This is a genomic window from Paralcaligenes ureilyticus (assembly GCF_004346225.1).
In the GTDB taxonomy this organism is placed as follows: domain Bacteria; phylum Pseudomonadota; class Gammaproteobacteria; order Burkholderiales; family Burkholderiaceae_B; genus Paralcaligenes; species Paralcaligenes ureilyticus.
Genome location: NZ_SMAJ01000008.1, coordinates 57,877 through 71,242, shown reverse-complemented (window position 1 = coordinate 71,242; position 13,366 = coordinate 57,877). Strand labels below are relative to the sequence as shown.

At 55.9% G+C, this 13,366-nt stretch carries 13 protein-coding genes; 6 read left to right on the top strand and 7 right to left on the bottom strand.

Annotated features, from left to right (window positions below):
• The first annotated feature begins 33 nt into the window (after nt 1-33).
• From EDC26_RS11950 to EDC26_RS11930, 5 genes are all read left to right on the top strand, one after another.
• Nucleotides 34-711: an RraA family protein gene (locus EDC26_RS11950; RefSeq protein WP_132582864.1), complete on the top strand. Its 678-nt coding sequence runs from the start codon at nt 34-36 to the stop codon at nt 709-711.
• A gap of 86 nt (nt 712-797) precedes the next feature.
• A complete protein-coding gene (locus EDC26_RS11945; protein WP_132582862.1) occupies nt 798-1,730 on the top strand; it encodes an ABC transporter substrate-binding protein in 933 nt (310 codons plus the stop codon).
• Nucleotides 1,727-2,665, top strand: coding sequence for an amino acid ABC transporter permease (locus tag EDC26_RS11940; protein WP_243700898.1), 939 nt, complete (start codon nt 1,727-1,729; stop codon nt 2,663-2,665). The genes EDC26_RS11945 and EDC26_RS11940 overlap by 4 nt, the downstream gene beginning before the upstream one ends.
• Nucleotides 2,622-3,431: an amino acid ABC transporter ATP-binding protein gene (locus EDC26_RS11935; protein ID WP_207915114.1), complete on the top strand. Its 810-nt coding sequence runs from the start codon at nt 2,622-2,624 to the stop codon at nt 3,429-3,431. Before EDC26_RS11940 ends, EDC26_RS11935 begins: the two co-directional genes overlap by 44 nt.
• A gap of 116 nt (nt 3,432-3,547) precedes the next feature.
• The gene (locus tag EDC26_RS11930; RefSeq protein ID WP_165931018.1) at nt 3,548-4,690 is read left to right on the top strand and encodes a pyridoxal phosphate-dependent aminotransferase; all 1,143 of its coding nucleotides are present in this window, start codon (nt 3,548-3,550) and stop codon (nt 4,688-4,690) included.
• 53 nt (nt 4,691-4,743) lie between these two features.
• On the opposite strand, the gene EDC26_RS11925 is transcribed toward EDC26_RS11930, so the two are convergent.
• From EDC26_RS11925 to EDC26_RS11900, 6 genes are all read right to left on the bottom strand, one after another.
• A complete protein-coding gene (locus tag EDC26_RS11925; RefSeq protein WP_132582856.1) occupies nt 4,744-5,793 on the bottom strand; it encodes a carbon-nitrogen hydrolase family protein in 1,050 nt (349 codons plus the stop codon).
• A gap of 90 nt (nt 5,794-5,883) precedes the next feature.
• Nucleotides 5,884-6,882: an asparaginase gene (locus EDC26_RS11920; RefSeq protein ID WP_132582854.1), complete on the bottom strand. Its 999-nt coding sequence runs from the start codon at nt 6,880-6,882 to the stop codon at nt 5,884-5,886.
• Between the two features lie 3 nt (nt 6,883-6,885).
• Complete coding sequence (locus EDC26_RS11915; RefSeq protein WP_165931016.1) at nt 6,886-7,536, bottom strand: ABC transporter permease; 651 nt, start codon at nt 7,534-7,536, stop codon at nt 6,886-6,888.
• A gap of 206 nt (nt 7,537-7,742) precedes the next feature.
• A complete protein-coding gene (locus EDC26_RS11910; RefSeq protein ID WP_243700897.1) occupies nt 7,743-8,528 on the bottom strand; it encodes an ABC transporter ATP-binding protein in 786 nt (261 codons plus the stop codon).
• A 3-nt stretch (nt 8,529-8,531) separates the two neighbouring features.
• Complete coding sequence (locus EDC26_RS11905) at nt 8,532-9,587, bottom strand: ABC transporter substrate-binding protein (protein ID WP_165931015.1); 1,056 nt, start codon at nt 9,585-9,587, stop codon at nt 8,532-8,534.
• A 40-nt stretch (nt 9,588-9,627) separates the two neighbouring features.
• The gene (locus tag EDC26_RS11900; protein WP_132582848.1) at nt 9,628-10,887 is read right to left on the bottom strand and encodes a CaiB/BaiF CoA transferase family protein; all 1,260 of its coding nucleotides are present in this window, start codon (nt 10,885-10,887) and stop codon (nt 9,628-9,630) included.
• A gap of 100 nt (nt 10,888-10,987) precedes the next feature.
• Here EDC26_RS11900 and EDC26_RS11895 point away from each other — a divergent pair, with 100 nt between their 5' ends.
• On the top strand, nt 10,988-11,956 hold the full coding sequence (locus tag EDC26_RS11895; RefSeq protein WP_165931014.1) for a LysR family transcriptional regulator: 969 nt from the start codon (nt 10,988-10,990) through the stop codon (nt 11,954-11,956).
• 107 nt (nt 11,957-12,063) lie between these two features.
• Here the strand turns inward: EDC26_RS11895 and EDC26_RS11890 are convergent, their stop codons facing one another.
• The gene (locus tag EDC26_RS11890; protein ID WP_243700896.1) at nt 12,064-13,302 is read right to left on the bottom strand and encodes an MFS transporter; all 1,239 of its coding nucleotides are present in this window, start codon (nt 13,300-13,302) and stop codon (nt 12,064-12,066) included.
• Nucleotides 13,303-13,366 lie beyond the last annotated feature (64 nt).

The following is a 13,366-nucleotide window of genomic DNA, read 5'->3' as shown; positions in this document are numbered from 1 at the left end:
CTTACGGTAATCCATAGTTTGGAGGGATGATTGATGCCAGTTGCCATCAGGGTATTGACCCATTTTGAAAGGGTAAGTCGTGATTTAGTGGATCGCTTCAAGGCGATACCTACGGCGAATGTGAGCGACAACATGCTGCGCATCACGGCAGCCGGCAGCAAAATCCGCCCATTCCATGCAAAGGGTGTACTGGCTGGCCCCGCTTTTACGGTAAAGGGCCGCCCGGGCGACAATCTCATCCTGCACAAGGCCCTCGATCTGGCGGAGCCGGGTGATGTCGTCGTCATGGACGCCGGTGGTGATTTAACGAATTCGCTCTTCGGCGAAATGATGGCCGCGCTTGCCAAGGCACGGCATCTCGCCGGTGTCGTAATCAACGGCGCAATTCGCGATTACGCGAGCATACATCAAGGTGACTTCCCGGTATTTGCCGCCGGGGTGACACATCGTGGGCCCTATAAAGACGGGCCAGGGGAAATTAATGTGCCGATTGCCATAGAGGGCATGGTTATAGAGCCGGGCGATCTGATATTGGGCGACGAGGATGGCCTTGTATGTGTGCCAAGGGCAATCGCAGAGGACGTGTATGCCGCCTCCAAAGCAAAGCATGAAAGCGAAGAAAAGCAGTTGCAAGAATATATGAACCAACAATCAGACCGCTCTTGGGTGGACGAACGATTTAAAGAGTTGGGCTACGTTTTTGTGGATTGAAGTACCAGGGGCGGCCCTGCCCAGTTTTCCTGCTCCCAGGCTGATGGCTCCAAGCTGCTTTATCACACTACTAAAAGAGAGAGACAATGCTTACCAAAAAATTATTCACTTCTGTCGCAACCGTATCTTTGTCGCTCGGTTGCCTCGCTTTCCAGAGCGTTTATGCCGCTGATGCTCCGGCCAATGGCGCACAAACCACAGAATTTCTGACGACGGATTTTCTCTCTACCCTCAAGCCTGATCAAGGCGCCATCAAAGCGCTACCCGAAAAGATCAGGAACAAGAAGGTTCTGACAATAGGCGGTGAGACAACGCTGGCACCCTACTTGTTCCGGCAAGATGGAAAGATCACCGGAATTGAAGCCGATTTCATGCAGGCGCTGGAAAAGGTGCTGGATGTCAAGATCAATGTGATCAATACCGGGTTCAGCTCCATGATCATCGGGCTGTTGTCGGGGCGCGTGGATGTGGCCATGTCCGACTTCTCCGATACCGTTGCACGCGAAGAACAGGTGGACTTCGTTGATTACACGAAAACCGGCCAGATGCTCGTCGTGGCCAAGGGCAATCCGCTGAAGATTCACTCTTTGGCGGATTTGTGCGGCCACATTGCGGCTGGACCAACCGGAAGCCTCTCGGTGCAGCTCGCGGAGCAGCAGTCTGCGACATGCTTGACCGAGGGCAAGAAGGCAGTCGATGTGAAGAAATACCCGAGCGGCGCCGATACGTATCTGGCACTCGGGAACGGCCGTGTGGATACCTCCGGGATCGACTATGCGATTGCCGCGCACCAGGTCAAAGCTTCAAACGGTAAGTTGGAACTGGCAGGCGAACTTTTTGCCAAAGGCTTTCACGGAGCCGCTTTGCCGAAAGACAACCCGCAACTGCGTGATGCACTGCTGAAAGCTTTCCAAAGCATCTATGAACAGGGCGCCGCCGAGAAGATCCTGGCCAAATGGGGGGTCTCTCAGATGCTAATGACAGGCCCTGGAATCAATGCCACGGCGGCGCAAAAGTGACACCTTCCATAGAAAACGCAACATCCGCAGACACCAGCCCTTTGGTGTATGCGCCCCGCCGCCACCCGGTGCAGCTTGTCATCGGGCTGGTGGTGCTGGCCTTCCTGATTTTCATCGGGAACAGCCTGCTAAACAACAAGAACATGCAGTGGAACGTCGTGATTGGATACTTGTTCAATCCGCACGTGTTGCATGGTGTTGTGGTCACGCTGGGGCTGACCGTTCTATGCCAGATTCTGGCCGTCATCATCGGGACAATCGTTGCGGTCATGAGGCTGTCGGGCAGCCGCGTGATGGTTCCCATGGCGGTGGGATACTTGTGGTTCTTCCGTGGAACACCGCTTCTGGTGCAGTTGATATTCTGGTACAACATTGCCGCCCTCTTCCCCCACCTTGTATTGGGGATACCGTTTACTGATTACTATCAGGTCCTTTCAACCAATACTCTGATTTCCGGGTTTACTGCAGCCATTCTTGGCTTTTCGTTGCATGAATCCGCCTATATGGCAGAGATCGTGCGCGCCGGCATTCTTTCGGTCAGCTCGGGCCAGAAAGAGGCGGCTTTGTCTACCGGCATGACCGAAGCACAGGCCATGTCGCGCATCATATTGCCACAGGCCATGCGCGTCATTATTCCTCCCACGGGTAACCAGGGGATCAACCTGTTGAAGGCAACCTCGCTGGTAGCCTTCATATCGGGAGGCGATTTGCTCAGTAACGTCACTGACATCTACTCCGTAAATTTTGCCGTAATACCTCTGCTGGTGGTGGCGAGTCTATGGTATTTGGCCATCGTGACGATTGCAACGATTGGCCAGACCTATCTGGAGCGAGCGGTCGGTAAAGGGTATGGAAGCTCCACCGTACGCAAGCAAAAAGGAAATCAACCTGATGAATTCGGCCATGCAAAACCAGTCGAACCCGAAGCCTTATAAGTACCCGGTCGAGATCAGCAACCTGGTCAAGGCGTTTGGCGAGAACGTTGTATTGAATGATATTTCACTAAACGTGCCATCAGGCGAGGTGCTGGCGATCATCGGGCCTTCCGGCTCGGGAAAGTCCACGCTTTTGCGCTGTATCAATCATCTGGAAAAACCCACGGGCGGCACCATAAAAGTCTGCGGCGAATATATCGGCTATCGCCGCAAGGGTAATGTCCTTCGCGGGATCGGCGGCAAGGATCTGGCCCGGCAGCGCGCTCACACAGGCATGGTTTTCCAGCATTTCAATCTGTACGCGCACAAAACCGCTTTAGAAAACATTATTGAAAGCCCGATTCACGTCAAAGGCGTGGACGTCGAAACGGCAAAGGCGCGCGCACGCGTACTGTTGGGGCGCGTTGGCTTGGCCGAGCGCGCCGATGCCTATCCCGCTCAGCTCTCGGGTGGACAACAGCAGCGTGTTGCCATTGCCCGCGCACTGGCCACCGACCCCGATGTGATGTTGTTCGACGAACCCACGTCGGCACTTGACCCCGAGCTGGTAGGTGAAGTGCTGACAGTCATGCGCGAGATCGCAGAATCGGGAATGACAATGATTGTCGTCACCCACGAGATTCAGTTTGCGCACGACGTCTGCGACCGCGTGGTCTTCATGGCCGATGGAGGCCTCGTAGAAGAGGGAACACCGCGCGACGTGCTGGATAATCCTCAGGCGGAACGTACGCGCCTCTTCCTGGGGCGATTCAATGCAAGAGCATGACTTTACCAGCACCCTATCGCGCAACGTAGGGTAGTAGGCATCCCCCCACCGAGGCGAGGATGCTTGCTCATGACTCGGCGATTTGGTTAATTTCTGATAATTTGGATACCCAAGAAATGAATGTCAGCGCAAACAGGGTAGTAGAGATTCGCAAGAACTCCCTGCGGGGAAAATTGCTCGCAGGGAGTGGCAAGTCGGCGGTATCGCTTGCCATCGGGGAGCCCGGGTTCGTCACGCCCGGCTGCATCGTGCAAGCACAGGCATACGCGCTGGCGCAAGGGCTGACGCATTACGCGGCGCAGACCGGCGACCCGCTGCTGGTGAAAGCCATCCTGAAACATGTTGTGCCCGAGCAGTCCTCGCTAGCTGGCTCGAACAATATACTGATTACTCACGGCGGAACTGCCGGGCTATCGTGCAGCATCCTGGGGCTTGTCAACCCTGGCGATGTGGTACTTATCGAGAATCCAACGTATTCGCTGTATGCCGACGCCATCCGACTGGCCGGTGGCGTGGTGAAAAGCTTCGGCAGACACTCTGACGGCGGCCTGGACTTCGAGGAAATTCGGTCGCTTGCACCTGCTGCGAAGATGATCATCGTGTGCCAGCCATCCAACCCCGCCGGGACAATTCTCAGTGCCGCCGAGTGGCGGAAATTGGCGCAGGTCGCGCGCGAGTCCGACCTTATCGTACTGAGCGATGAAGCCTATGACGGCATCGTGTTTGATGGCTGCGAGTTCGTATCGGCTTTGTCCGTTCCCGAACTTGCCGACCGCCTGATCGTGTGCCGCACATTCTCCAAGAAGTACGCCATGACGGGCTGGCGCGTGGGATACCTGGTGGGTACGGCCGAGCTCATTGCTGCGGCGTCTACTGTCCATCGAACCTTCAACGGCGCAGTCAATACCGCCAATCAGCGCGCCGCGGCCGTGGCGCTTGAACAAGCATCGCAAGACGCCGAGGCCATGCGGGTAGAGTTTCAGGAACGCCGGGCATTGATGGTGTCGTGCCTGCAAGACAAAGGGCCGCTGCAGTTTGCCATCCCCTCTGGAGCGTTCTACCTATGGGTAGGATATCCCGAGAAGTTCGGTGATTCCCAGGAAATGGCCGACAAGTGCCTGTCCAAGGGGGTGCATGTGCGTCCGGGCAGTGAGTTCGGGCCAGGTGGGAAGTACCGGATTCGGCTCTCGTTTGCCCCCGATCGCGAGTGTATCGTCGAGGGGTGCCGTCGATTCCTGTCAGCGTTCAAGGGCTGTTAATTGGACTTTCAGCTGCAACCAGGCATTCGCGCCACTTCATGGAGCCGTGGCTATTAGCCACCCTTGGCATTCTGAGGGTCAACAAAGCCCGGCTTGATGCCCTCCTGTTTCACGCCATCCTCATACGGGCCAGGCGCCCTTTTCGATGCCCAATAGATCTGTTCTTTCGGACGGTCATCAACGATGAGCTGGAAAATGTCGGGGCGGTTGTAATGGCCTGCCGTATCCAGAGATAGCTTCTCTTCGGTCACCCGGTCCAGGTCCAGATCGGCGTAGATGATTTTTTCCTCGTACGTCACTGGCTCGACGACCCACTTGCCGTCGGGCCCGATGATGCCTGTGCCGCCGGCAAGTATGAAGTCATCACGCTGGCTCATGCCCGACGTACTGCGAAGCGTCTCGATCGGCACACCGAAATCGACCTGAACATCGGTGCGACGAAGAATTGTTCCCATGGCAATAACGAAACATCTTCCTTCAAATGCGTAGTGCCGTGCCGCGATCTCATTGTGTTCGGCAACGTCTGGCCAGACGCCAACGTGAATCTGCTCTCCGAGTGCGTGCATTGCAAACCGGTTGAGCGGCATCCAGTGCTCCCAGCAAATCGAACCGCCAACGCGCCCCGCGCTCGTTTCATAGACGCGGATGCCACTACCGTCACCTTGACCCCAGATTACCCGCTCAACGTGCGTAGGTTTCAGCTTGCGGCGTACGCCCAGAATTTCGCCGTCGGAAGATATGTAGATCAGCGAGTTGTACAGCGTCTCGCGGGACGCCTGGCTGTCGCGTTCGTTGGCGCCCATTACCACAGTGACTCCGGCATTTCGCGCCGCACGACACAGCCGGTTCAACGCCGGACCGCCGAGCTCTATGGAATTGGCCAGCAAATGCGCATAGGCGCGCTTGTGACGCTCATCTCTCCAACCCGTCTCCTGGAAAATCCAAAGGGGAAAGCCGGGCAGCCAGGTTTCCGGAAAAGCGATAAGCTGGGCGCCGTTGCGACCCGCCTCGGCAATGGCAGACTCGGCAACTGCCAGGCTGCCTTCCAGATCCATAAACTTCGGCGCCAATTGCGCCGCGGCGACTCTGACATACTTTGCCATCCAAATTCTCCCATGTTATTCAGTATCTGATTGACAACAATCCATTTTTTACCAGAACCGCCTGTTGCTCCCCTTCCGGGCGCGAGCACCTTATTCCAGGCCAAAAGGCGACGCGAAGGCACGGCGGATCTCCGCCGGCGCCAGACCGCATGAGATCGCACACATCAGTTCGATGCGCGCCTGCAGCGGCCGACGATAGCCAGCGAAAATAACGCCGGCATCCAATAAGTCACGGTCGCTGCCAACGCCCCCATACTGCAAGCTGGTTGAGCCCGATCCGCACTGCGATGCAACAACCACGATCACGTCTTGAGCGATCGCCTGCCGAATCACAGGCATCCACCAGGCAGGAACATGCCCAATACCCTTTGCTGCAATCACAATGCCCTTGGATTGCGAACAGGCGAGGGACAGAAACGAGGTGTCCTGGCCGGCATATACCCAGATCAGAGGCACATCCACAAAGTGGGTGGGCAAGGCATATTTTCTAAATGACGGTGGCGTTCCCTTAAAGTCCACAACGTCATTATTGAGAAACCCTACGGCTCCAAAATTCGGGCTATCAAAAGTCGACGTTCGGGAAGTGTGCGTCTTGGTGATCGCACGCGCTATATGCACCGTGTCATCCATGCATACGAGCACGCCGCGGCCCATCGCGTGTTCGCTCATCGCAACCTGAACGGCAGACCGCAGATTGTGCGCTCCGTCGTACCCGGGCATGGATGCATTACGCATAGCCCCCGTAAACACGATCGGCTTTCTGCTTGCAACGGTCAGATCCACGAATGTGGCAACCTCTTCCATGACATCCGTGCCATGACAAACAACCACCGCATCGATATCGCCGCGTTCGCAAAGCTGCGTAATCTGGTGAGCCAAGGCCAACATCATCTGATGCGTAACGCTATAGCCGATATCGTAGGCAAAATCGACTGCCTCGATGGAAACATTCGGTATCCCTGACAAATTCTCGCCCAGGCTCGCGGCACCCAATGCCTTATATGCTGCACCAGAGTCATCTGTTTTCATAGAGATTGTGCCTCCCGTAGCGAGAAGCACAATGTTATTTGTACGCACAAGCTGCTCCATGGCTTATCCCGGGATGTTGGTGCTGCCTTTGGACCAACTCAGAAGCCTGCGCTCAGCCGCATCAATGATTGCGGTGAGAATAACCACGACGATAATTAAAATAAGCATGACGGCCAGGACACTTGCAATATCGAATTGTCCACTATAGGTTTGCAGCAACAGGCCCAACCCGCTCTGGGCGGCGATCATCTCGCCGATGACTGCACCTGACATGCAATAAATCAGTGTCAGCTTCAGCCCCGCAAAAACGCTTGGCAACGCCCACGGCAATCTTACAAACCAGAACAGCTTTGCGTTCGATGCGCCGTAAAGCCGGGACATAAGGAGCATATCCCGATCGACGTTGCGCAAGCCGGCGTATGTGCTCATGAGAATGATAAAAAACCCCAGCGACGTGGCAAGCACGATTTTTGAGCTGATGCCGATACCAAACCATAGAATGAAGATCGGGCCCAGCGCGATTCTGGGCATGCTATTGAAGGCAGCAATATACGGCGCCACAACCTCATTCACCGCTTCATTCCTGTCCAGTAATATCGCCGCCAGCACACCAAACACAACCGACAATGCAAAGGCCGCGCCAACTTCTATGAAAGAGGTATACAGATGAGGCCAAAAAGCAGCATCAGTTACCAACTTCATGAATGCATTCAATACCATGAGCGGCGTGCTGATGAATGCAGCGTCAGCCATTCCTGTACGCACAGCCATATCCCACAGGGCTATAAATACCGCAAAGAGCAGTATCCGTTTTGCCAGAAGTGCTCCCTTTTTTCGGCAATAGTCCATCGCCGTGGGTTGCTTTTCGGCTGGCGTGTGCGTTGGTCCGGTAGCGGATAACGCCTGGGTGCTAGTGTGGCTCATGACATACCCTTCCTGAGTGCGTGCCAGGCCTGGCGGAAAATTTCATGAAACGCCTCGTTTTCCTGTAAATCTCCGGCTGATCTGGGCCTGGGCAACGGCACACGGATTTCATCCACGATGCCCCTTCCCTTTGTGCCCATCACCACAACCCGATCGGCGAGCGTAACAGCTTCCCCAATATCATGGGTCACAAAGATAACGGTTTTTCTACTCTGCTCCCACAGCGCAAGCAACTGATCGTGCAACACCAATTTGGTTTGCGCATCGAGCGCGCTGAACGGCTCGTCAAGCATATACACTGAACGATTGACCGCAAAGGCGCGCGCCAGCGCAACGCGCTGACGCTGGCCATGCGAAAGCCGGGCGGGAAGAAAATCAGCATGCGCGGTCAGGTCGACTCGCGCAATGTAGTCCAGCGCAATAGATTTCCATTCCGCTTTCGGGACGCCTGACAACATGAGCGCATACTCGACATTCTCTCTCACGGTTCGCCAGGGCAACAGTGCATCTCGCGCCAATACATAGGCAATATCAGGCCGCCCGGCGGCAGGAGGAAGACTATTGACCTGAATATTTCCTTCCTCCACGCGCACCAGGCCGGCAATGGCATTCATCAACGTCGTCTTCCCGCAGCCACTTGCCCCCACCAGCGCGACAAATTCGCCCGGCGCAATCCGCAAATCCAGATTGGCGAATATCGGCGGCATTTTTCCAAAAGCGATAGCGAGATTCGAGACAGATATTCCCGATTCCCGAGCCGCAGCCATAGAACGTTGGCCCATGTCTTATCCTTTTGATGCCGCCGGGCACTCGAACTTGCGCAGGGCTTCGGGTGTCACCAGCTTGTCGACACTCAGCGCGGAAGTAATGATCCCCTGGTCGATGAGTATCTTTTGCCATGTTTCTATCGAGGACACGGGAATATTGGTCGCATACGCCGGCAACATGGCGTGAACCATATCGTTGTACTGTTTCTCGTTCAGTTCAGGAACAGGCACATTTTTCTTGAGAATAGCCACGACTTCATCAAAGTTATCCGGGTTGCTGTACCAGCAATACGCCTCTTGCGACGAACGAATAAACCGCTTTATCAACTCTGGTTTTGTTTTGATGTTTTTTTCTGTCGCCCACCATGCTTGATAGGCCAAGCCCCGCAGCTCCTTTGCCCCCTGATCCTTGATTAGATCAATCAGTACCGTTCCCTCTCCGGTTGCCTCCATGATTGCCGGCAGTGGCCACAGACTCAAATATGCGTCAATACTCTTGTTCTTCAAGGCGGCTCGGGCGGAACTGGGAAGGCCGACAGCGAGAATCGTGTAGTCGGACGGTTTCAGCCCAGCTTCTTTCGCCAGAATCTCGGTCATGAAGTGAACGGAAATGCCCAGGCCAATTACACCGAGCCTCGTGCCTTTCAGATCGCGCATGGATGCAGGGTATCCGGCCGCCTTGTTGGGGAGATCAACGCCCTTCCTGACGATCAGCGCCAGGGGAGGACGCACCGCCGCGCCTATGATGGCTTTAATGGGCAATTTGCGAGAAACAGCTGTCGTCAGGTTGTCGTAGGAATTATTGGCAAAATCTATGCTTCCACTGGCCAACGCGGCGGTCATGGCAGCGCCGCTGGGCACAGGGACCAACCGCGCATCCAGGCCATTTCTCTGGTAGAACCCTTTGTCCTTCGCTATGAAGGCCGGGAAGGAGAGCATTGCGCCCGGATAATAGCCAATCGCCGCTTTTTGCGTCTCCTGTGCGATCGGGGCGCTTGAGGCTGCCAATGCCATTGCCCCCAGCATTCCTATCGAAACCCTGCGGATGGCAGCTCTCATATTATTGATGATCATTGTCTTATCTCCATTAGTAAATTTTTTGCAAACCATTTTCTTATTCATCCACATTGACCGCTATTTTCTCTGGAATGCGGACGATTCCCCGGCCTATCAGGCTCGTTAACGCTTCGTCACTGACACCAATATCTTTCAAAATCGCTTCCGCATCGCCGCCGAGTTCTGACGTATTCTGTTTATGCGATGCGGCCTTTTCGTTGAATGAAAAGCCCAGGCCCGCGGTTTTCACCCCGGAAGCACCCCGCGCCAGAGTCATAAACGGAATATCCAGTTGTTCCTTATTCAGTGCAATATCAAGAAATTCCTCTACCGTGCATACCCTAGAAGCAGGCACGCCCAATGCGTTCAGTTCCACCTCAAGCTCAAGAACAGGCCTCATTTGAAAGGCGTCCCGGAATTGCTGCTGCACGGCATCCAGATCCCTTGCCACCACAAAGGCATCCTCCGGAGCATTGAGAATGGAGAGGTCCAGCAACTGGTCATTCGTGCACAATTCATCAAGCCCCAGGATTCTGGCGGTGGTCTTGAACTGGTCGGGTGTATTTGCCGCAATGGCAAGCCAGCCATCCGCACATGCGAATGTGTCCGACGTGGGGCTATTACTGTATCCGCGATTCCCGGTACGCTCCACCATTTTTCCACTGGTGAGGTAATTGGTCACATGTGGGTACATAAGCAGCAGGGCAGCCTGAACCATTGAAGCATCGATGTGAGCGCCTTTGCCTGTCAGCAATTTCTGAATGAATGCGGCCAGTATCGAAAGCGCGCCCAGCATCCCCGTCGCGATATCCACGACTGGAAAGCCGATTTTCATGGGCTTTGTCTCGCCCGAATCACCGGATACCATCGCCATGCCCGTGAGCGCCTGAATGACGCTGTCGTATCCACCGCGACCAGACCATTCGCCATTCTGGCCATAGCCGGATATGGAGCAATAAATGAGGCCCGGCTTGACAGCCTTCAGAGACTCGTAATCCAGCCCATATTTTGCAATCGCGCCCGGGCGAAAATTCTCAATGAAAATGTCGGACGTCTCTGCCAGCAATCGTATGAGCCGGGCCCCTTCAGGGTGCTTGATATCAATGGCAAGCGAGAGCTTCCCGGCATTCAACGAAACGAAATCCGTCGGCATTTCGCCAGGGGTATCGGATTTTCGGGCCCGCATAATCTCGCCGCCGCCGGGACGCTCGATTTTGATCACCTCGGCGCCAAGTTGCGCTAAAAAATACGAGGCCATTGGGCCTGCAATGACATGAGACATGTCGAGAATACGCAAGCCTTCGAGCGCTTTGATCATTACTTCACCTAGCGGTTTGTTAAGCACGTGCCAATGTGATAACTATCTTAGGAAAAAGGCACGATATATAATAGTGATATTTTTTCAGTATGCGATCACAATGAGTTATCACTCTCCAGACGACTCCGCAACGGCTTACCGTCTGATTAGCAAGCTACGGATGCGAGATCTTCAGTTGCTACTCGCGCTCGAAAGCGGGGCAAGCCTGCGGTCAGCGGCTCTGGAGATGAACCTCACACAGCCGGCGCTAAGCAAATCTCTTAGGGAAATCGAGGAAATCTTCAAGGCGCAACTCTTCACACGCAGCCAGCGGGGAGTCACACCCACTTCACAGGGAGTGCTGGCGATCCGGCGCGCGCGCGAGATGCTGGACTTGCTGGCGCTGACACAAGTAGAGATCAAGGCCAACGCGTCTGTCCGGCCAATAGTCCGATTAGGAATGCCGCCCTTCGTCGCCTATGGGTACATGCCGCTGCTGATGAGCAATCTCATCCAGGAAGAAGCGCCGGTACGCGTTGAGATCATGGAAGGCCCCGTACATGAATTATTTTCGGCGCTCGTTGACGGCAGGGTGGACGGGCTTATCACAACTTATGCCGGCATCATGCCGGAATCTCCCGCGTGTGAACTCTCGTACGACCTCTTGTTCGAGTGCCGTTTTTCGTTCATCGCACCACTCGATCACCCCCTGGCCAATAAAAAAAGAGTCGGCCTGAAGCAGCTCCTCCATGATCGCTGGACGATGCCTTCGGAAACCTCCCTTCTGCGTTCAGCATTGACTGCCGCGTTCCAACGGGCAGGCGCCTCTCCGCCGACACCCATCGTCGAATCCAATAACCCAGTGACTCACGTGCGCATGGTGGCGGCTGGCGTGGGTATCAGCTGTGTGCCCAGCTCAACGATCAATGATGTCATGCGAAGCCTGGTGGCCGAGCTTCATGTGGAACCCGCTCTCCCCAACAGCCCCGTAGCATTGGTTTATCGGGCATCCGACCTGAACCCCGCGATCTCGATGATTCGGGGATTTCTCGCCAGCATCAATCACCTTGTTGTGAACGGTATGCAGTGACAGGTCGGCTCTCGCTGCGAAGCTGTTATTGACTTACAGAGATGTGGAACTTCCGCTCAGGGTCGAGTTCGGCCCCTCCCGCTTTGGCTAGAATCGCCCTTGAGCGATCATCGCCGTCCGCCGGCCAATCTCGTTGCGTCGGGATGGCGTCTCAAAAGGGCCATTGCGGCGATCCCGATAATTGGCCCCGCGGCCAGCGGCGCGAATGCGTACTTCCAGCCCCACCATTGGACGAAGACCGGCACGAGGTGTATGGAGAGAGTCGTCAGTAAAAAGCCCGCGCAGACTTGCACTGTCAACGCGGTACCCAGTAGCTCCGGCGGTGAAAGCTCGGCCACGCTCGCCGAAAATTGCGCTGAGTCAGCGACGATGGTTATGCCCCATAGAAGCGCGACCCCCGCGAGCAGCGGCAGCGGCCCATTGAAGAGAAAGCCGATCGATAGCGCGCAAGAACCGCTGGCGAGCATCGCGGCAATCGTCGTTAGTGTCCTGCCGATGCGGTCCGCAAGCAACCCGGCCAACACGCTGCCGACGGCACCGGCTCCGATTGTCGCAAATGCCAGCAGTTCGGCTCCTCCCGCAAAGAAACCCACATTGAAGCGCGCTGAAAAACTTGCTTGAAAGAATGCGCCGATCCACGCCCACATGGCATACAACTCCCACATGTGGCCGAGATATCCGAAGTTGGTCAGCCGCAGAGGAGCGTACTGAAAGTTGATGCCCGCATTTCGGAGGCTGAGAGGCGGCGCGGGGGGCAGCGGCCGGCCCAGCGAAACGCGTGTCACGAGTAGCCCGCCGACAACGGCCGATGCCGCGGCGATCCACAATGTCAGACGCCAGTCCACGCCGCCCAAAAAACTGAATGCATGCGGCAGCGCCGTGCCCAGAGTCAGCGCGCCCACGATCAAACCAACGAGCAAGCCCATGTCACGCTGAGCCCAAGTGCTGGCGATTTTCATTCCTACGGGATAGACGCCTGCCATGCAGGCGCCCGTCACGAATCGGAGCAAGATGGTCCAGACTGTTCCCGGCCAGAGTAAGGGAATGAGACCAGTGGCAATCGCCGCGGCGAGAGCCGCCAGCATAAAGAAGCGCCGGGGCTCGATCCGATCGGCCAGCGACAGAGTAGCGCTGACAATCGTTCCCACCACGAAACCGATCTGCACGCTGCTGGAAAGGAGCGAGACCATCAGCCCAGACATCGGGAACTCTGTCCGCATGACCGGCACCACCGCGGAAGCAGAGAACCACACCGCCATGACGCAACATTCGCAAAGGACAAGGATCGCAATGGCCCGCCACTTGACATCACCAGGCGTCGCCGCGGGAACAGAAACGCCTCGCAAATTCTTCTCCCCTAGGTGCTCGACTGGCGCGTCAGGCTGGGCGAGCGCCAGACCGCATCAATGG

Excerpts from the sequence above, each read along its gene's own strand:
- EDC26_RS11900 (WP_132582848.1), bottom strand. The coding sequence starts at position 10,887 with ATGATCAAAGCGCTCGAAGGCTTGCGTATTCTCGACATGTCTCATGTC.
- EDC26_RS11920 (WP_132582854.1), bottom strand. The coding sequence starts at position 6,882 with ATGGAGCAGCTTGTGCGTACAAATAACATTGTGCTTCTCGCTACGGGA.
- EDC26_RS11925 (WP_132582856.1), bottom strand. The coding sequence starts at position 5,793 with ATGGCAAAGTATGTCAGAGTCGCCGCGGCGCAATTGGCGCCGAAGTTT.
- EDC26_RS11935 (WP_207915114.1), top strand. The coding sequence starts at position 2,622 with ATGAATTCGGCCATGCAAAACCAGTCGAACCCGAAGCCTTATAAGTAC.
- EDC26_RS11950 (WP_132582864.1), top strand. The coding sequence starts at position 34 with ATGCCAGTTGCCATCAGGGTATTGACCCATTTTGAAAGGGTAAGTCGT.
- EDC26_RS11895 (WP_165931014.1), top strand. The coding sequence starts at position 10,988 with ATGAGTTATCACTCTCCAGACGACTCCGCAACGGCTTACCGTCTGATT.
- EDC26_RS11910 (WP_243700897.1), bottom strand. The coding sequence starts at position 8,528 with ATGGGCCAACGTTCTATGGCTGCGGCTCGGGAATCGGGAATATCTGTC.
- EDC26_RS11945 (WP_132582862.1), top strand. The coding sequence starts at position 798 with ATGCTTACCAAAAAATTATTCACTTCTGTCGCAACCGTATCTTTGTCG.
- EDC26_RS11930 (WP_165931018.1), top strand. The coding sequence starts at position 3,548 with ATGAATGTCAGCGCAAACAGGGTAGTAGAGATTCGCAAGAACTCCCTG.
- EDC26_RS11905 (WP_165931015.1), bottom strand. The coding sequence starts at position 9,587 with ATGATCATCAATAATATGAGAGCTGCCATCCGCAGGGTTTCGATAGGA.